Below are 18,370 nucleotides of genomic sequence, written 5' to 3'. Positions count from 1 at the left end.
TGGACAGCATTGTGCGCAGCGGAATCCGGGGGCGGGTGTTGAGCTGGGACTGTTGGGTCGAAGGCGTGGGTTCCCCGTCGAGCACAAGGTAAAGAGCGCCCCAAATGCTTGTCGAGTGTTTCTTAAGAGGCGGAGTGATACTGAAGTGCCACAGGATCGCGGGATGCGTACACGCACAGCTCTTCTCCGGGCGGCGGCGGAAGTGTTCGCGGCTCGCGGGTTCGCGGGATCGAGCGTGCACCGGATCACCAAACACGCCGGGGTGACCCTCGGCGCGCTGTACTGGCACTTCCCGTCGAAGGAGGAGCTGGCGCGGGAGATAGTGCGGCAGCAGCCGGCTCAGCTCAAGCTCGCCGGGGACTCGACCGGTCTGCAAAGCGCCGTCGACACCACGCTGACCTGGGCCCAGAATCTGCTGGACGACCCGATTCTGCTGGCGGGCGCACGGCTGGTGATGGACCAGGAGTACTTCGTCAGCGACGAGCAGGAGAACTCGTACCACCAGTGGGGCGAGTTGATCGCGGTCGCCCTGCGACGCGCCTGCGACGACGGTGAGTTGCTGCCCGGCATCGATGTGGACGCGCTGGCGCGAGTGATAGTGAACGCGTGCACCGGAGCCCAGATGCATGCCCAACTCGCCACTCGCCGACAGGACTTGCCCGAGCGAATAGAGGAGATGTGGCGGCTGATGCTGCCACTGGTGGCCACCCCCGAGGCCGGATCCGGCATCCGGTGGAGCGGCGACAGGGAGAGTTCCGCGCTCTGACACCCGACGTGCGGGGACGGCTTGGGTGGATGCCTCCGCGGGCGGAAGAGACGCCTTCCGCCCGCGCCGCCGCTTGGTGTTGAGTGAGGTGCATGACAACACGGGGGATGTTGCACGGCAGAACAGCGATGGTCACCGGCGCGTCGAGCGGGATCGGCGCCGCGGCGGCACGGCTCTTCGCGGCCGAGGGCGCCGCGGTGACCCTGGTGGCCCGCCGGGGCGACCGGCTGGAGGAAGTCGCCGACGGGATCCGGGCCGCGGGCGGTGTGGCGCTGGCGGTGACGGCCGATGTCACCGTGGCGGAGGACGTGCGGCGGGCCGTCGACACGACCGTGCGGGAATTCGGCGGTCTGGACGCCGCGTTCAACAACGCCGGCTGGGGGACGTTCGGGGACCGCCTGCACGAACTCGACGACTCCGCCTATGACGCGATCATGGACGTCAACGTTCGCGGAGTCTGGAACTGTCTGCGTCTGCAAGTCCCCGCGATGCTCAGCGGCGGCTCCGGCGGAGCGATAGTCAACATGTCGAGCACGGCGGGCCTGTTCGCGACCGGCGCCGCCGCGCCGTACGTGGCCGCGAAGCACGCGGTCATCGGTCTGACCCGCGCCGCGGCTGCCGAGTACGGCCCTGACAGCATCCGCGTGAACGCGCTCGTGGCGGGCAGCACGGACACCGACCTCCTCGCCCCGGTGATCGACAAGACCTCGGTGGAGGCGATGACCACGCGCGCGATCCAGCCGAGACTGGCCGACCCGGACGAGGTGGCCCAGGCCGCCCTGTGGCTGTGCAGCGAGCGCTCCTCCTTCGTCACGGGAGCGGCGATGCCGGTGGACGGCGGGTGCAGCGCGGTGTGACGCGGCGCGGCGGGGCGGTGGTGGTGGCCCGGTCCTACAGGTCGAGTACGGCCCAGAGCCGACGGCCGTCTTCCGCCGTGTCGGCGCCGCAGCTCGACGCGCCGAGCGCGGCGACGGCGGGCAGGATCTGTTCATCGGCCACCGCGAGGCCGGCCCGGTGTGAGAGCACCACGATCAGTGCCTGACGGTCCTGGTCGGCCAGGTGCAGACTGACTCGCCGGCCGCCGTCGTGCACGGCCGTCGACACGAGCAGTTCGGCGATGCTCCCGGCCGTGTCGTCGGCTTCCCCAAATCCCCATGCGTGGAGCTGGTCAACCACATGGCCGCGGGCCTTCGAGGGGGCCCAAAGGGCGGACTCCAGACCCCAGTTCGCCGCTCGCCGGTTCGCCATGCTCATTCGTAGCCGACCGCGTGCCTTCACCGGTTCTCCCGGTGTTGGTCGCGGCGGCTCAACAGGACGTTCCGGCGGGGGCGGGGTCTTGGGCGAATGGTCCGGGTGGTGCTCGGCGGCCATACGAACTCCAGAGACGCGGGTCACCCATCGTAAGACCCGCGCTACCAGGCGTGCCGACAGTTGGCGGAATCGGCCCGCCTGGTCGCGGTCAGCCGCTCACCTCTCCCCAAGGGTGCGTCGGGCGCAGGCGGTGACCATGGAGCGCAGATCACCCGTCCGAGCCAGGAGTTCGCGCTGGACCCGTGCCCCGCTGCCGGTCTTCAGGAGTGTGGCCAGCGCTTCCTGCGCGGCCAGGGTGTCGTTGCTGTCCTCCAGCGCGCTCCGTACGTGTTCGAACAGGGCGCGCAGGACGGCTTCGGCGGGGGCGGGCTCCATGGTGAGGGGGTGGATCAGCTGGTCCTCCAGCCCCGACCGCGCGGAGCGCCAGGAGGCGAGCCGGAGCAGCTCCACCCGGTGCCGGGGCGGCGGTTCGCCCGCTTTCCACTGCCGGGAGGCCGTCTCCACCAGGGCGCGGACCAACGTGGCCAGGAGCACAGTGGTGGAGGAGTCCAGGCAGACGTCGGCGACCCGGACCTCGACGGTCGGAAAGGAGTGGGAGAGCCGCGCGTCGAAGTAGATCATTCCCTCGTCCAGCAGGGCCCCGGTGCCGATCATCTCGCGTACCTGCTGGTGGTAGCGGTCGGCCGAGCCGAAGGGTTCGACCGGTCCCGCCGACGGCCACCTTCCCCACACCCGGCTGCGGTAGCTGCTGTATTTGCTGTCCTGGCCCTGCCAGAAGGGCGAGTTCGAGCTGACCGCGAGCAGTACGGCCAGCCAGGGGCGGATCCGGTCGAGGACCGCCACGCCCTCCTCGTCGGACTCGACCGACACATGAACGTGGCAGCCGCAGGTGAGCTGCTCCTGGGTGGTCAGTCCGAAGTGCTCCGCCAGCCAGCGGTGCCTTTCGCCGAAGCCGATGGAGGGGCTGACGGGGAGCGGTGAGGTGGCGAGCGCGGCGACCGTCGCGCCCAGCCCTTCTGCGTGCCGGGCGGCCTCGGCCCGGCAGCGGTCGATCTCCTCCGCCAGTTCGCCCATGTCGGTCTGGGGCCGGGTGGCGAACTCCAGCTGCTGGCGGTGGAGTTCGGCCTCGAACACCTCCTCCTCGCCGCCGGCCTCACGTGAGGCGGCTGCCAGCACGGCCGTCGCCAGCGCGCGTGGCTCACCACTCTCCCCGTCCACCAGGAGAAGTTCCTCCTCGACACCCACACTCCGCACCATCACTGCCCTTTCGCCGCCGATCGCTGAGAGCCCGCAGCGAGGGAGATGCCCGCGCACGGCCAAGAGAAGCTGCCGGGGCTCACAACCCGAAGATCACTCTGTCCTGCGGGTGCCCCAAGCCCGCGCGTTGAAGCGAGATTCACCCCACCGAAGCCCGGCCGGTCCACCGACGGGCGCCTTCCGCGCGAATCCGGGCACCGGCTGTTGAACCAATTCGAAATTGAGTAAATGGTCAATCCGCTCCCCGCTGTCGATCCGCGAAATTCCTTTTGGAGGACACACGAGTGGGGCGGACCGGAAAGTACCCGGTCCGCCCACACTCGGAATGTGGTGCTCCGCGTCAGCGGGGGCGGTGGCCCTCGTAGTAACCGCCCACCTGCTGGTGATATCCCGTGTCGCCGACGTGCTTGTCCTTGTCGAACTCCGGGGAGTCCTTGATCTGGTCCTTGGTGAGATCGACAAGAACCGTGCGCGCGGCCTGGTCCACCGTGCGTACGACGCCGGCCGGCAGCAGAACGTGCTTGCCGAAGATCCAGACGCCCGTGTCGACCACGAGGTACGAGGAGCTGACGTCGTCGGAGTGCTTGTCGACCTTGCCGATGCTGCCGTCGGTCGCCTCGACCTTGTAACCGATCAGGTCGGTGCCCGCGGTGTGGCCGGCGGTCGGCTTGTAACCCCAGATGTTGTCACTCATGAAACGTCTCCCTCACACATAGAAATGCTTTCCCAGCACTAAAAACTGACAGCTGGGCGGAATTCGCGCTCCGTCCGTTCAACGGCGAACGCTTTCCCTGACTCAGCGAGTGCCCGACGATCCGGTCCTCACACACCCTGCCGCCCAGAATGAATTCCGGCGTCGACCGCAGCGGCCTGCCCCCACCGGTCCCCACCTGCGTATTTCCGCAGGTGACAAGGCGAAAATTTCCCTAGGGCAACTGTTGGATCAGAGGCAATGTGGCGGCCGTCACATCAGGGCTCGCGTGACGGCTCGTCAGCCGCTGCCGCTGCGGCATTCCTCGCCCACGGTCACCCTCGGTTACTATGCTCACTTCATGCCGGAGGCCGGGAGCAAGGCCGGAACCAGGGGCACGGCGCGATCGACGGGCCGACGGGGACTCCTGGCCGCTGCCGTCCCGGACGGCATCCGTGGGTTCCAAGGTTGATGAGATGGGTGGCCTGGGAGAATGCTGAGTGAGGTCATCGCGACCCGCTATGTCACACCGCTGCGTGAGGGCGGTTCGCTGCCGGGGATCGTCGAGGCCGACGATCTCGGAACGTATGTCATGAAGTTCACCGGCGCCGGGCAGGGCCGCAAGACGCTCGTCGCCGAGGTCATCTGCGGGCAGCTCGGGCGCCGGATCGGGCTGCGGGTGCCGGAGTTGGTGACCATGCAGCTCGACCCCGTGATCGGTCTCGGGGAGCCCGACCAGGAGGTGCAGGAGCTGCTGAAGGCGAGTGGTGGGCTGAACCTCGGGATGGACTTTCTGCCCGGGTCGCTCGGGTTCGATCCGCTCGCGTACGAGGTGGGTCCGGCGGAGGCCGGGCGGATCGTGTGGTTCGACGCGCTCATCAACAATGTCGACCGGTCCTGGCGCAACCCCAACATGCTGGTGTGGCACGGGGATGTCTGGCTCATCGACCACGGCGCCACCATGATCTGGCACCACAACTGGCCGGGGGCCGAGGCGTCGGCCGCGAAGGGGTACGACGCGTCCGACCATGTCCTCGCGCCGTTCCGGCCCGACATCGCCTCGGCCGCCGCGGACCTCGCGCCGCTGGTCACCGAGGAGCTGCTGACCGAGGTCGCCGCCGATGTGCCGGACGAATGGCTCGTCGACGAGCCGGGGTTCGAGTCCACCGACGCGGTGCGCCGCGCCTACGTCGAGGCGCTGCTGCCGCGCGCCGCCACCATCCACGAACGCCTCACGCTCGACGCGCCCACCGGGAAGCGCCCCTCCCAGGCCCCCGGCTGGCTGACCGAACACGCCACGCCCTGGCCGCATCCCACGAAGAAGAACAGCGGAGGCGACGCCCGGTGAACGGACGCGATGTGTTCGAGTACGCGCCGCTGCGCGTGGTGCCGAGGGTCGAGCGCGGGGAGTTCATCAACGCGGGTGTGCTCGTCTACTGCCGCGCCAAGTCCTTCGTCGCCGCCCGTACGCACCTGGACGAGTCCCGCCTCACGGCGCTGGCGCCGGACGCCGACGTGGCGGGCGTACGGGCCGCGCTGCGGGCCGTCGAGGGTGTCTGCGCGGGCGGGGATCCCGCCGGGCCGGCGGCGCGCGACGACGCGGGGCGCCGGTTCCGCTGGCTGATCGCGCCCCGCTCGACGGTCGTCCAGCCCGGCCCCGTACACACGGGTCTGACTCTCGACCCGTCGGCCGAGGTGGAGCGGCTGCTCGACCTGCTGGTGCGGTAGCGCCTCGCGGTGTGACATATCTTCGCCGCCCCCGTGGGCCGTTGACACCGGGTGGCCGGGCTTCTAGCGTCACGGCAGCTGAATACTAAGCGGTCGCTCAGCGCGCTCGCGCCGGACGCCGCGATCCAAGGACGAGGAGAAGCAGCATGTCCACCACCGAGCAGCGTGTCGCCGTCGTGACCGGGGCGGCGCGGGGCATTGGCGCCGCGACCGCGGTACGTCTCGCGGCCGAGGGCCGGGCCGTCGCCGTACTCGACCTGGACGAGGCGGCCTGCGCGGAGACCGTCGGCGCCATCACCGCCGCCGGCGGCAAGGCCCTCGCCGTCGGCTGCGACGTCTCCGACGCCGCCCAGGTGGAGGCCGCCGTGGCGCGCGTCGCGGCCGAGCTGGGCGCGCCCACCGTCCTCGTCAACAACGCCGGCGTGCTGCGGGACAACCTCCTCTTCAAGATGAGCGAGTCCGACTGGGACACCGTGATGGACGTGCATCTCAAGGGCGCCTTCCTGATGGCGCGGGCGTGCCAGGCGCACATGGTGGACGCGAAGTTCGGCCGTATCGTCAATCTGTCCTCCAGCTCTGCGCTGGGCAACCGCGGCCAGGCCAACTACGCCGCGGTCAAGGCGGGACTCCAGGGCTTCACCAAGACACTGGCGAAGGAGCTGGGCAAGTTCGGCGTCACCGCCAACGCCGTCGCCCCCGGGTTCATCGTCACCGAGATGACCGCCCAGACCGCCGCCCGCGTCGGCATGGGCTTCGAGGATTTCCAGGCGGCGGCGGCCACCCAGATCCCCGTCCAGCGGGTCGGCGTCCCCGACGACATCGCGAATGCGATCGCCTTCTTCACGGGCGAGGACGCCGGATTCGTCTCCGGCCAGGTGCTGTACGTCGCCGGCGGACCCCTCAACTGAAGCGGAGAGTGAGCGACATGACGCAGCAGTCGAACGACGGCGGCTGGCCCGACAGCGGCAAGGTCGCACTGATCACCGGTGCGAGCCGCGGCATCGGGTACGGCATCGCCGAGGCGTTCGTCGCCCGCGGCGACCGGGTGTGCATCACCGGACGGAACGAGGACGCTCTCAAGGAGGCGGTCGAGCGTCTGGGCGCGGACCGCGCCATCGGCTTCCCCGGCAAGGCCCACGACGAGGCCCACCAGGCCGCCGCGGTCGACCGGGTCATGGAGGAGTTCGGCCGCGTCGACCATCTGGTGAACAACGCCGGGACGAACCCGGTGTTCGGCCCGATGGCCGAGCTGGACCTGGGCGTGGCGCGCAAGGTCTACGAGACCAACGTCATCTCGGCCCTGGGCTTCGCCCAGCGGACCTGGCACGCCTGGCAGAAGGACCACGGCGGTGCGATTGTGAACATCGCGTCGATCGCCGGGGTGTCCGCGTCGCCGTTCATCGGCGCGTACGGGATGAGCAAGGCCGCGATGGTCAATCTGACCCTCCAGCTGGCTCACGAGTTCGCGCCCGGCGTGCGGGTCAACGCCATCGCGCCGGCCGTGGTGAAGACGAAGTTCGCGCAGGCGATCTACGAGGGCCGGGAGGCCGAGGCCGCGGGCGCCTACCCGCTGGGCCGCCTCGGGGTGCCGGAGGACGTCGGCGGCGCGGCGGCGTTCCTCACGTCCGACCAGTCGGACTGGATCACCGGGCAGACACTGGTCGTCGACGGCGGAATTTTCCTCAATGCCGGTGTGCACTGACACGCTTTGTCGGTAAATGGCTTTAAGTGCCCCATCGGACATGCATATTGAACCGATGGGGCGCTGCGGTATGGTCGGCCGACTCGTGGCTGAACAAGGAGCGTGCACGTGTTCAACCGGACCAGTCTGCAGGCGGCTGCAGCCCTCGCGTCCATATCCCTGCTGGCCGGATGTGGCTTGTTCTCGGCGGACAGCGCCGAAGGGGATCAGAAGATCACGATCGGTACCACCAGTGAGCCGAGCACGCTCGATCCGGCCGCCGCGTGGGACAACTCCTGGGAGCTGTACCGCAACGTTTTCCAGACCCTCGTCGCCTTCCCCACCGGCAGCACGACTCCCCAGCCCGACGCCGCCGACGACTGCAAGTTCACGGACTCGACCAACAAGGTCTACCGCTGCGAGCTCCGCGAGGGCCTGACGTTCTCCAACGGGCACAAGCTCGACGCCGACGCCGTCAAGCACTCGTTCGACCGCATCGTGAAGATCAACGCGAACGGTGGTCCCAACGGACTCCTCGCGTCCCTCGACAGCGTCACCACGGACGGCGATCTGATCGTCACGTTCAATCTGAACAAGCCCGACGCCACGTTCCCGTTCGTCCTCGCCGCCCCCGCGATGTCCATCGTCGACCCGGCGGAGTACCCGGCCGGCAAGCTCCGCGACGACGGCGAACTCACCGGCTCCGGCCCGTACACGCTCCAGTCGTACACACCGGGCAGCGACGCCGAACTCGCCGAGAACACCAGCTACAAGGGCTTCGCCGACCGCAAGAACAAGGCCGTCACGATCCAGTACTTCCAGGACTCTGACAAGATGTTCGGAGCCCTGAAGAAGAAGGAGATCGATGTCATCTACCGAGGTCTGACCTCGGAGGAAGTCGTCGAGCTGGAACAGAAGAAGGAGGAGAACGACCACCTTCAGCTGATCGAGACCGTCGGCGCCGACATCCGCTACCTGGTGTTCAACCCCAAGGACGAGTCGGCGGCGAAGCTGCCGGTACGGCAGGCGGTGGCCCAGGTGGTCGACCGCGACGCGCTGGTGGCCAAGGTCTACCAGGGCACGGCGGAGCCGCTGTACTCGATGGTCCCCAAGGGCATCTCCGGGCACGCCACGAGCTTCTTCGACGAGTACGGCGACCCGGACGTCGACAAGGCGCGCGGGATCCTCCAGGACGCCGGCATCGACACACCCGTGCCGCTGACCCTGTGGTTCACGACCGACCGCTACGGCTCCGGCACGGTGGCCGAGTTCGCGGAACTCAAGCGCCAGCTCGAAGCCTCCGGCCTCTTCAAGATCACACTGAAGAGCAAGCCCTGGAAGGACTTCCAGGCGGGCTTCCAGAAGGGCGAGTACCCGGTCTTCGGCCGAGGCTGGTTCCCCGACTTCCCGGACCCGGACAACTTCGTGGCCCCCTTCGTCGGCAAGAACAACGCGCTCAGCACCCCCTACGAGAGCTCCGAGATCACCGACGAACTGCTGCCGCAGTCGCGGCGCGAGAGCGACCGCGGCGCGGTGATCGAGCAGTTCGAACGGGCCCAGGAGATCCTCGTCGAGGACGTCCGGCTGCTGCCCCTGTGGCAGGGCAAGCTCTACGTGGCGGCGTCCGAGGAGATCAGCGGCGGCGAGCGGGCGCTCGACCCGCAGACGGTCATGCAGCTGTGGGAGTTCAGCCGCAAGGCCAGCTGGTAGCCGTCCCGCGACGGCGATTGTCAGTGGTCACCGGTAGGTTCAGGAGTGGACCAACTGATCGCTTACCGGAGGTTGTTGACGTGACCGACACCGACATGCTGCCCGCGTCCTGGCGCGGCGTCCTCGGCGACGAGCTGCAGAAGCCCTATTTCAAGGAGCTCACCGAGTTCGTCGAGGACGAGCGCGCGAAGGGACCGGTCTACCCTCCGCGCGACGAGGTGTTCGCCGCGCTCGACGCCACGCCGTACGACCAGGTGAAGGTGCTGGTCCTCGGCCAGGATCCGTACCACGGCGAGGGCCAGGGACACGGTCTCTGCTTCTCGGTGCGGCCCGGTGTGCGCACGCCCCCTTCCTTGCGGAACATCTACAAGGAGATGAAGGAGGAGCTGGGCCACCCGATCCCGGACAACGGATATCTGATGCCGTGGGCCGAGCAGGGTGTGCTGCTGCTCAACGCGGTCCTGACGGTGCGGGCGGGCGAGGCCAACTCGCACAAGGGCAAGGGCTGGGAGCAGGTGACGGACGCGGTGATCCGCGCCGTGGACGCCCGGCCGGATCCCGCGGTCTTCGTGCTCTGGGGTGCCTACGCGCAGAAGAAGCTGCCGCTGATCGACGAGACACGGCACGTGGTGGTGAAGGGCGCGCACCCGTCGCCGCTGTCGGCGAAGAAGTTCTTCGGCTCGCGCCCGTTCACCCAGATCAACGAGGCCATCGCCGCGCAGGGACACAAGGCGATCGACTGGCGCATCCCCGACCTGGGCTGACCGGACCCCGCCCGCGCCCGGCGGTCCGCGCCGGGCGGGTGAGCCTGTGCCGGATTGCCGGTCGCTGCGGTTAGCGTCGGGCCGGACGGGATCGACCGTACGGGCGCGGGAGGCGGCAGACGATGGAGCAGCGCGAAGTGTCGGAGGACGCCGTCCTGACCAGGATCGGCCAGGCGGTCATGCTGCTCCACGGCGGTGACCGCGAGGAGGCGCGCAACCGGTTCGGCGAGCTGTGGACCGAGATCGGCGAGTCGGGCGACCCGCTCCACCGCTGCACACTGGCGCACTACATGGCGGACACCCAGGACGACCCCGGTGACGAACTGGCCTGGGACCTGCGCGCACTGACCGCGGCGCAGGACCCGGGTCCGGCCCCGGCCCGCACGGCGTCGGCGGTACGGGCGTTCTACCCCTCGCTCCATCTCAACCTCGCCGCCGACTATCTGAAGCTCCAGCGCCCCGACGCCGCACGGCTCCATCTCTCCCAGGCACGCGCCGCGGTGAACGTGCTGGGGGACGACGGTTACGGGAACGGCGTCCGGACCGCCATCGGCCGGCTGGAGAGCCGCCTGCTGGACGACTGAGCGGCGACTGAGCGGCCACCGAGTGGCGACGAGAGGCACCGTCAGCCGCCGTACACCTCCCGGCAGATACGGCTCTCCGGACCGCCCGGCGCCCAGGACCCGTACCCCGTACCGAGCGCGCACAGCCCGGCGCCCAGGTCCGGCAGCGCGGTCGGCACCGCCGGGACGGTCGGCGCGGCCGGCTCGGGCGGCGCCGGCGGGCGTACGGCCGTGACACGGCGGGGCGACTCCGCCGGTGGCCGTACGGCGTCGGTCCCGGCCTGGCGCGACGGGCGCGGCGCGGGCGTACGACGGGGCGGGGACGCGGCCTCCAGCACCTCGCGCGCCTGCGGCTGCACGATGCGCGGCGCCACGGCGGCCCGCGCCGGAGCCCCCCGTACGGCGCCGACACCCGACCCGGACGCGCCGGAGCCGCTGCCAACCGGAGGCTCCACCGCCACACAGGCCGACACCCCGCCGACGGCCACACCGAACAGGACCACCGCTGTCGCTCTTCTCCGCCGCGTCACCCGGTCAACTCTGCTGACCGCACGTCGTGCCGGGGCGGTAACCGCGGGGGTGTGACCCGCACGGGTGACGCGGCGGACCCAGGTGTTGCCGACCGGCGGCCCCCGCCACGCCCGTATGCTGCGAGGAAGGGTCCGCAGGTGAGGCCCTCGCGCACGGGCGCGCGGGAACTCAGGACCGCGGCAAGGCGACAGGGAGACCCACGTGAAGGTCGGCTGCATAGGGCTCGGCGACATCGCCCAGAAGGCGTATCTGCCGGTGCTCACCACGCTGCCCGGGACCGAGCTGCATCTACAGACGCGGACCCCGGCCACCCTCACGCGGGTCGGCGACACCCACCACATCCCCGCCGAGCGGCGCCACGCCGACCTCGACGCCCTGCTCGCCCAGGACCTGGACGCCGCGTTCGTGCACGCGCCGACGTCCGCCCACGCCGAGATCGTCACCCGGCTGCTCGAAGCGGGCGTACCGACCTTCGTCGACAAGCCCCTCGCGTACGAACTGGCGGACTCCGAGCGGCTGGTGGCCCTCGCCGAGGAGCGCGGGACGAGCCTGGCCGTCGGTTTCAACCGGCGTTTCGCGCCCGGCTACGCGCAGTGCCTGGAACATCCGCGCGACCTGATCCTCATGCAGAAGAACCGCGTCGGCCTGCCCGAGGACGCCCGCACCCTCGTCCTGGACGACTTCATCCATGTCGTCGACACCCTGCGCTTCCTGCTCCCCGGCCCCGTCGAGCACATCGACGTCCGCGCCCGGACCCGCGAGGGCCTGGCCCACCACGTCGTGCTCCAGCTCTCCGGCGACGGCTTCACCGCCATCGGCATGATGAACCGGATGAACGGCTCGACCGAGGAGATCCTCGAAGTCTCCGGCCAGGACACCAAGCGGGCCGTCCACAACCTCGCCGAGATCATCGACCACAAGGGCCAGCCCAGTGTCCGCAGGCGCGGCGACTGGGTGCCGGTGGCCCGGCAGCGCGGCATCGAGCAGTGCGTGCTGACGTTCCTGGACGCCGTACGCGCCGGGAAGACGCTCAGCGCCCGGGATGCTCTGCTGACGCACGAGCTGTGTGAACGGGTGGTTCTGGCGGTACGGGCACAGGCCGCCTGAGCGCGCGGGCGCCCTCGGCGGCGCACAGGGCCGCCAGCACGGCCAGCGCGCCGTACACCGGCCAGTCGCCGTACCGGACGTACGCGGTGGTGCCGCCCGCCAGCGGCAGCTCGTACACGGCGCTCGCGTCGCCGCCCGTGCCGAGCGGGCTGCCGACCCGCTCGCCCTCGGGGCCGTACACCGCGCTCATGCCCGTGAGGGTGGCGTGCACGGTGGGCCGGCCTGTCTCGGCCGCCCGCAGCGCGGCCAGCGACGCGTGCTGCTCCGGTGCCCAGCTCCGCTGGAAGGACGATGTCGACGACTGCGCGACGAGCAACTGCGCGCCGTCCCTGGCGAGGCGCCGGCTCATGTCGGGGAAGGCCGACTCGAAGCAGATCAGCGGGCCGAGCCGCAGCCCGCCCCGCCCCTCGCCCGGCAGCACCATGACCACCTGGCGGGTGCCGCGCCTGCGGTCCTCGCCCGCCGCCTTGCCCACCGATGTCGCCCAGCCGAGCGCCGAGCGCGCCGGGACGTACTCGCCGAAGGGCACCAGCCGCATCTTGTCGTAGCGGTCGCCCGTCGGACCGTTCGGACCCACCAGCACCGCACTCTTGAAGATCCCCGTGCGTCCCGCCGCGTCCGAGCCGGACGCGTCCACGTTGACCAGGATCTCGGCGCCGACCCGGCGGGAGAGCACGGCGATACGCGCGGCCAGATCGGGCCGGGTGGCCAGGTCGTGACCCACACTGCTCTCGCCCCACACCACGAGATCGACATCCCGGCCGGCCAGCGAGCGGGTCAGCTCCTCGCTGTGGTCGAAGCGTCGCTCGACGCTGTCGTGGCCGCCGAAGACACCCGGCTGGACGACGGCGACACGCGCCTGCCCCGAGTGCTCCGGGCGCGGCGCCCACAGCCAAGCGGACGTCACGGCGACGGCGGACCCCACGAGCCCCGCGACGGCGGCCGTACGGGCCGTGGACACCGTCAGCAGCACGGTCAGGGCGGTGTTCACCGCGACCACCAGAAGAGTCACCAGCCACACACCGCCCACCGAGGCGAGCCGCAGCGCGGGGGCGACCTCCCACTGACTGGCGCCCAGCAGCCCCCACGGACCGCCCAGGCCCTCGAAGGACCGCGCCGTCTCGATCAGCAGCCAGCCCGACGGCAGCACGGCGAGCGCGGCGGCAGTACGGCGCGCTGACGGGCGCCCGCCGAGCATCCGGCGCACCAGCCAGCCCCACGGCGCCCACAGCAGCCCCAGCAGCCCGGCCAGCAACACAGTGAACACATGCAGACTCGGCATCAGCCAGTGATGGACGGCGAGCATGAAGCCCAGCCCGCCGAGCCAGCCGTCCAGGGCTGCGCGGCGGCCCGTCGGAGCCGTACGCATGAGCAGCATCCATGGGACGAGCGCGCCGTACGCGAACCACCAGAGGCCCGGTTCGGGGAAGGAGAGCGCGGGCAGCGCGCCGGCCGTCACGGCCGCGGCGCCCCGCCACACCGGTGAGGTGGAGCGGCGGACCCAGCTCTCCCGGTCGGCCGGAACCCGCATGCCGCGCCTCCTCGTGCCGCCCGTCCGCCGTGGAGTCTGTCCGCCTGCCGCGCCCGTACACCCGTCCCACCGGCGGGTGGCGCTTTCCGATCAGTCTGCGGCAGACGGGACGGACGGCAACAGGGCGGCCACGGCGCGTCGGCGCCGCGCCGTGTCAGCCCTCCGCGGTGGCACCGGCACCACGCCGGGCCTGCTCCCGGGCCACGACCTGGTGGAGCCGCCAGCCGTCGTCCGTGCGGGACAGGCCGAATGTGTAGCGGCTGATGGCGCAGGTCACCTCGCCGGACTCCGGGAACATCGTGGTCAGGCAGTCGGCCCGTACCTCGGCGCGATCACCCGGGTAGCCGCCGCCGTCCTGGAAGGTGAGCCGCCGGTTGCCGATCAGGTGCTGGCGTACGGGAAAGCGGCCCAGCACACCCGCGAGCCAGTCGGCGACCTCGGCGGCCGGTCCCTCGATGCCACCGGCGGCCCGGTGGTCGGCGCGCCCGTCGGGCGTGAAGAGGGCACGGAGGCCGGGCCAGTCGGAGTCGTCAACGGCTGTCGCGTAACCGCTGATCACCTCGTCGATGGCCAGTTGGTCCATCACGGTCGCGAGATCCACACGCTGCGTCATCGGGTCAGTCTCCGGCAGCGGAGGCCCCAGGCCAAGGGCTGAGCGGATCTGTCGATCATCCGGTCCATGAGATCGGCCGGATATCGCCCGGCGTTCACGCCCCGTGCATGTACGAGGACGGCGGCACCGGCCACGGAGAAGGGCCCGGTCACGGAGAGAGGCCCGGTCACGGAAAGGGACCCAGCCATGCGGAAGGCCCGGTCACGCGGTGTCACCGCGTAACCGGGCCTGACGTCTGACGTTCGATACGCGCGCCTTCGCGCGTGGCCCGCGTGGGCCGTACGGGCTCCCGGGCTAGGCGGCTTCGTCGACCGAGTCGTGCAAGGCCGCCGCCCATTCCAGCAGCAGGACTTCGTACTCCTCGGCCGGCCAGGTGCCGTCGGCCGCGTCGACCAGGGCGCGGATGCGCTCGTTGGCCGCGACGGCGCCGGACGCCGCGGAAGCGGAGGAGGAAGTGGTGGACATATGGCAACCGTACGGGCCGCCGCGCACCTCCCGGGCCGTTCGGGGAGCGTCATACCTCACACGCCGACAGGGCAACCCCACGGAGTGTCAGCTCCGATCCCAGTCCCGCCAAGGGTTTCGGCCACCGCCCGGCCGTCCTGGACCGGGCGTCACGCAAACGTGTCCTTCGGCACACCGGGCGGCCAACCGCCCCTTTCGTACGGGCCCTCCGCACGGCCCCGGACGTGCGGTCAGCCGCCGGATTCGCCCGCGTGCGGGCTCAGGGTGTCCGTACCGACAAGGACGAACAGCGCGATGCCGAGCAGAATCCGGTAGATCACGAACGGCATGAAGCTCTTCGTGGTGATGAACTTCATGAACCACGCGATAACGGCGTATCCGACGAAGAAGGCGACGATCGTCGCGAAGATCGTCGGCCCCCACGAGACATGCCCCTCGCCCGCGTCCTTCAACTCGAAGGCCCCCGAGGCCAGTACGGCCGGGACGGCCAGCAGGAACGAGTAACGCGCCGCCGCCTCACGGGTGTAGCCCATCAGCAGACCACCACTGATCGTCGCACCCGACCGCGAGACACCCGGAACCAGCGCCAGGGCCTGGCAGAAACCGAAGATCAGACCGTCCTTGACGCCCAGTTCCTTCAGCGACTTGCGCTCCTTCACGGCGCGGTGCTTGCCGCCGGACTCGTCGCGCGCCGCCAGCCGGTCCGCGATGCCGAGGATGATGCCCATCACGATCAACGTCGTCGCGATCAGCCGCAGATCACGGAACGGCCCCTCGATCTGGTCCTTGAACGCCAGCCCGAGCACACCGATCGGGATCGAGCCGACGATGACCAACCAGCCCATCTTCGCGTCATGGTCGGAGCGCATCGCCTTGTTCGTCAGCGACCGGAACCAGGCCGACACGATCCGGGCGATGTCCTTGCGGAAGTAGATGAGGACCGCCGCCTCCGTGCCGATCTGTGTGATCGCGGTGAACGCCGCACCCGGGTCGTGCCAGCCGGCGAAGGCGGCCGTCAGCCGCAGGTGCGCGCTGGAGGAGATGGGCAGGAACTCGGTCAGCCCCTGGACGAGTCCGAGGATGAGTGATTCGAACCAAGACATTGGGTGCTACGCCATCCAAGAAAAGATCGTGCACCGGCCGGTGTGAACACGGGGCAGTGGCGGGTTTCGGACTGAAAAATCGGCGCGCGGAAATCGCTCATCCGTACGGGTGTGTGGAGGGGGCATCACGCGCCGGTCTGGGGCAGCGTAGCCGCTGCGGATTACGCTCCGGCGCCAACCCCCTGCCCAGGCGTGGGAGACCCGGAACCGAAGGCGCCCCTAGGGGGGTGAGGGGTCGGCGGGGGAGCGCATAGGGGGGCAGTCAGGGGGCGTACGAGGGAGAGGGCAAGGTCACATCGGTTCAACCTGATGACCGCCGAACGCGCTGTCCTAACATCGCGGCATGACGCTCCTGCCCGACAGCGGGCTATCGCTGGCAGCCGAGTTCCCCGCACCGACCCATGAGCAGTGGCAGGGTCTGGTGGCCGGGGTACTCCGGAAATCCGGTCGGGACGTCTCGGGGGCCGCCGCCGAGGACGCACTCTCGACATCACTTGAGGACGGGCTGACGACCCGTCCCCTCTACACCGCCACCGACGACCCGGGCGACGGCGGCCTGCCGGGCTTCGCGCCCTTCACCCGGGGCGGCACCCCCGGCGGCCCGGCGCCGGGCGGCTGGGACGTACGCCAGCGCCACGCGCGCACCGACCCCGCGCGCACCAACGAGGCCGTCCTGGACGACCTGGCGGGCGGCGCCACCTCGCTGTGGCTCGCGGTCGGCGCGGCGGGCGTGCCCGTCGCCGCACTCGCCGAAGCACTCGACGGCGTCTATCTCGACCTCGCCCCGATCGCGCTCGACGCGGGCGACGAATTCCCCGGCGCGGCGGCCGAGTTGCTGCGCCTGTACGACGAACGGGACGTCCCGCGCGGCGAGGTGCGCGGCACCCTCGGCGCCGACCCGATCGGCCGCCTCGCCCGCACCGGCGACGAGACCCCCGGACTCCAGGACGCCGCCGCCGAACTCGCCGGGCTGTGCCACCGGGAGTACCCCGGGCTGCGCGCCCTGGTCGTCGACGCCCTGCCCTACCACGACGCCGGCGGCTCACCCGCACAGGAACTCGGCTGCTCGCTCGCCGCGGGCGTCGCCGCGCTGCGCGACCTGACCGCCGCCGGACTCTCCGTCGAAGCGGCCTGCGGCCAGCTGGAGTTCAGATACGCCGCCACCGCCGACCAGTTCCTCACCATCGCCAAACTCCGTGCCGCGCGCCGGCTGTGGGCGCGGGTCGCCGAGGTCAGCGGAGCGGGATCGGCCGGCGCCGCCCAGCGCCAACACGCCGTGACCTCCTCGGTGATGATGACCCGTCGGGACCCGTGGGTGAACATGCTGCGCACCACGGTCGCCTCGCTGGCCGCCGGGGTCGGCGGCGCCGACGCCGTGACCGTGCTGCCCTTCGACCACACCCTCGGGCTCCCCGACGGCTTCGCCCGCCGCATCGCCCGCAACACCTCGACCATCCTCATCGAGGAGTCCCACCTCGGCCGTGTCATCGACCCGGCCGGCGGCTCCTGGTACGTCGAACGCCTCACCGACGACCTCGCGCACGCCGCCTGGGCCTGGTTCCAGGATATCGAACGGGCCGGCGGCCAGCGCGCCGCGCTGCGCGACGGTCTGATCGCCGAACGCCTCGCGGCGACCTGGGCCACCCGCTCCGAGAAGCTGGCCCGCCGACGTGAACCGGTCACCGGCGTCAGCGAGTTCCCCCAACTGGCCGAGACACCCGTCGTACGCGACGCACCGCCCCCGGCCGCGACCGGCGGACTGCCCACCGTCCACCGCGACGACGCCTTCGAGACCCTGCGGGCCCGCTCCGACGCGCACCTCGCGTCGACCGGCGCCCGCCCCCGCGTCCTGCTCGCCGCACTGGGCCCGGCAGCCGCGCACACGGCGCGCGTGACCTTCGCGTCCAACCTCTTCCAGTCCGGCGGCATCGAACCGGTCCACGACCCGGTCACCGTCGACGCCACCACGGTGGCCGACGCCCTCACCGCCTCGGGCGCGACCCTCGCCTGTCTCTGCTCCAGCGACCCGCTCTACGCCGAGCAGGCCGAACAGGTCGCCGCCGCACTCAAGGCGGCGGGCGCCACCCGCGTCTATCTCGCGGGCCGCCCCGGCGAACAGCGCGAGACCCTCATCCGGGCCGGAGTCGACGAGTTCGTCGCCGTGGGCGTCGACGCCGTCGCCGTACTCTCGGTCGCCCTCGACCACCTGGGAGTGGAGCGATGACCGTCCCCGACTTCACCGGCATCGACCTGGGGCCCGCCACGGCCACCGGCGGACACGAGGAACAGTGGCGCGCCGCCGTCAAGGAGAGCACCGGCAGGAGCGACGCCGACCTCGTCTGGAACACTCCCGAGGGCATCGACGTCAAACCGCTCTACACGCCGCAGGACCTGGCGGGCGTGGACTTCCTCGGGACGTATCCGGGGATCGCGCCGTATCTTCGGGGTCCTTATCCGACGATGTACGTCAATCAGCCGTGGACGATCCGTCAGTACGCGGGCTTCTCGACCGCCGAGGAGTCCAACGCGTTCTACCGGCGCAATCTCGC

General features: G+C 70.6%; 20 protein-coding genes. 12 read left to right on the top strand and 8 right to left on the bottom strand.

The window, feature by feature from the left end:
• The first annotated feature begins 163 nt into the window (after positions 1 to 163).
• Both ACFYNU_RS32205 and ACFYNU_RS32200 read left to right on the top strand, forming a co-directional pair.
• The gene (locus tag ACFYNU_RS32205) at positions 164 to 766 is read left to right on the top strand and encodes a ScbR family autoregulator-binding transcription factor (RefSeq protein WP_356593189.1); all 603 of its coding nucleotides are present in this window, start codon (positions 164 to 166) and stop codon (positions 764 to 766) included.
• Positions 767 to 858: 92 nt separating this feature from the next.
• Positions 859 to 1,623, top strand: a complete 765-nt coding sequence (locus tag ACFYNU_RS32200; RefSeq protein WP_356593187.1) for a glucose 1-dehydrogenase — start codon at positions 859 to 861, stop codon at positions 1,621 to 1,623.
• A gap of 34 nt (positions 1,624 to 1,657) precedes the next feature.
• Here the strand turns inward: ACFYNU_RS32200 and ACFYNU_RS32195 are convergent, their stop codons facing one another.
• The 3 genes from ACFYNU_RS32195 to ACFYNU_RS32185 form a co-directional block, all read right to left on the bottom strand.
• The gene (locus tag ACFYNU_RS32195) at positions 1,658 to 2,014 is read right to left on the bottom strand and encodes a hypothetical protein (RefSeq protein WP_356593185.1); all 357 of its coding nucleotides are present in this window, start codon (positions 2,012 to 2,014) and stop codon (positions 1,658 to 1,660) included.
• Between the two features lie 219 nt (positions 2,015 to 2,233).
• Positions 2,234 to 3,331, bottom strand: coding sequence for a glutamate--cysteine ligase (locus tag ACFYNU_RS32190; RefSeq protein WP_356593362.1), 1,098 nt, complete (start codon positions 3,329 to 3,331; stop codon positions 2,234 to 2,236).
• Between the two features lie 343 nt (positions 3,332 to 3,674).
• On the bottom strand, positions 3,675 to 4,028 hold the full coding sequence (locus ACFYNU_RS32185) for a PRC-barrel domain-containing protein (RefSeq protein ID WP_356593183.1): 354 nt from the start codon (positions 4,026 to 4,028) through the stop codon (positions 3,675 to 3,677).
• 490 nt (positions 4,029 to 4,518) lie between these two features.
• Between ACFYNU_RS32185 and ACFYNU_RS32180 the strand changes: the two genes are divergently transcribed.
• From ACFYNU_RS32180 to ACFYNU_RS32150, 7 genes are all read left to right on the top strand, one after another.
• Positions 4,519 to 5,373 carry a HipA family kinase gene (locus tag ACFYNU_RS32180; RefSeq protein ID WP_356593181.1) on the top strand — a complete coding sequence of 285 codons (855 nt, stop codon included), beginning with the start codon at positions 4,519 to 4,521 and terminating at the stop codon, positions 5,371 to 5,373.
• Positions 5,370 to 5,753 (top strand): DUF3037 domain-containing protein, encoded by a 384-nt coding sequence (locus ACFYNU_RS32175; RefSeq protein WP_356593179.1) that lies wholly within the window; start codon positions 5,370 to 5,372, stop codon positions 5,751 to 5,753. The genes ACFYNU_RS32180 and ACFYNU_RS32175 overlap by 4 nt, the downstream gene beginning before the upstream one ends.
• Positions 5,754 to 5,899: 146 nt before the next feature.
• Positions 5,900 to 6,661, top strand: a complete 762-nt coding sequence (gene fabG / locus ACFYNU_RS32170) for a 3-oxoacyl-ACP reductase FabG (protein WP_356593177.1) — start codon at positions 5,900 to 5,902, stop codon at positions 6,659 to 6,661.
• 17 nt (positions 6,662 to 6,678) lie between these two features.
• A complete protein-coding gene (locus tag ACFYNU_RS32165; protein ID WP_356593175.1) occupies positions 6,679 to 7,455 on the top strand; it encodes an SDR family oxidoreductase in 777 nt (258 codons plus the stop codon).
• Positions 7,456 to 7,563: 108 nt separating this feature from the next.
• Positions 7,564 to 9,144 (top strand): ABC transporter substrate-binding protein, encoded by a 1,581-nt coding sequence (locus ACFYNU_RS32160; RefSeq protein WP_356593173.1) that lies wholly within the window; start codon positions 7,564 to 7,566, stop codon positions 9,142 to 9,144.
• Positions 9,145 to 9,224: 80 nt separating this feature from the next.
• The gene (locus tag ACFYNU_RS32155; protein WP_356593171.1) at positions 9,225 to 9,908 is read left to right on the top strand and encodes a uracil-DNA glycosylase; all 684 of its coding nucleotides are present in this window, start codon (positions 9,225 to 9,227) and stop codon (positions 9,906 to 9,908) included.
• Between the two features lie 122 nt (positions 9,909 to 10,030).
• The gene (locus ACFYNU_RS32150) at positions 10,031 to 10,492 is read left to right on the top strand and encodes a hypothetical protein (RefSeq protein WP_356593169.1); all 462 of its coding nucleotides are present in this window, start codon (positions 10,031 to 10,033) and stop codon (positions 10,490 to 10,492) included.
• Positions 10,493 to 10,533: 41 nt separating this feature from the next.
• Here the strand turns inward: ACFYNU_RS32150 and ACFYNU_RS32145 are convergent, their stop codons facing one another.
• Positions 10,534 to 11,001: a hypothetical protein gene (locus tag ACFYNU_RS32145; protein ID WP_388768037.1), complete on the bottom strand. Its 468-nt coding sequence runs from the start codon at positions 10,999 to 11,001 to the stop codon at positions 10,534 to 10,536.
• 202 nt (positions 11,002 to 11,203) lie between these two features.
• On the opposite strand from ACFYNU_RS32145, the gene ACFYNU_RS32140 reads away from it, so the two are divergent.
• Positions 11,204 to 12,109, top strand: coding sequence for a Gfo/Idh/MocA family oxidoreductase (locus ACFYNU_RS32140; protein WP_356593165.1), 906 nt, complete (start codon positions 11,204 to 11,206; stop codon positions 12,107 to 12,109).
• Here the strand turns inward: ACFYNU_RS32140 and lnt are convergent.
• The 4 genes from lnt to ACFYNU_RS32120 form a co-directional block, all read right to left on the bottom strand.
• On the bottom strand, positions 12,033 to 13,640 hold the full coding sequence (gene lnt / locus ACFYNU_RS32135) for an apolipoprotein N-acyltransferase (protein WP_356593163.1): 1,608 nt from the start codon (positions 13,638 to 13,640) through the stop codon (positions 12,033 to 12,035). The genes ACFYNU_RS32140 and lnt overlap by 77 nt on opposite strands.
• Positions 13,641 to 13,794: 154 nt before the next feature.
• A complete protein-coding gene (locus tag ACFYNU_RS32130) occupies positions 13,795 to 14,253 on the bottom strand; it encodes a nuclear transport factor 2 family protein (protein WP_356593161.1) in 459 nt (152 codons plus the stop codon).
• Between the two features lie 294 nt (positions 14,254 to 14,547).
• A complete protein-coding gene (locus ACFYNU_RS32125) occupies positions 14,548 to 14,718 on the bottom strand; it encodes a hypothetical protein (protein ID WP_356593159.1) in 171 nt (56 codons plus the stop codon).
• 230 nt (positions 14,719 to 14,948) lie between these two features.
• On the bottom strand, positions 14,949 to 15,821 hold the full coding sequence (locus ACFYNU_RS32120; RefSeq protein WP_356593157.1) for an undecaprenyl-diphosphate phosphatase: 873 nt from the start codon (positions 15,819 to 15,821) through the stop codon (positions 14,949 to 14,951).
• Positions 15,822 to 16,164: 343 nt separating this feature from the next.
• On the opposite strand from ACFYNU_RS32120, the gene ACFYNU_RS32115 reads away from it, so the two are divergent.
• Complete coding sequence (locus tag ACFYNU_RS32115; protein ID WP_356593155.1) at positions 16,165 to 18,045, top strand: methylmalonyl-CoA mutase subunit beta; 1,881 nt, start codon at positions 16,165 to 16,167, stop codon at positions 18,043 to 18,045.
• The coding region (locus tag ACFYNU_RS32110) for a methylmalonyl-CoA mutase family protein (RefSeq protein ID WP_356593153.1) at positions 18,042 to 18,370 on the top strand (329 nt) is incomplete at its 3' end. The genes ACFYNU_RS32115 and ACFYNU_RS32110, both read left to right, overlap by 4 nt.

Origin of the sequence: Streptomyces sp. NPDC006643 (genome assembly GCF_042870175.1) — a bacterium.
GTDB lineage: Bacteria > Actinomycetota > Actinomycetes > Streptomycetales > Streptomycetaceae > Streptomyces.
The sequence above is the reverse complement of the archived record's forward strand: the minus strand, read 5'-3'. Positions and strand labels throughout refer to the sequence as shown.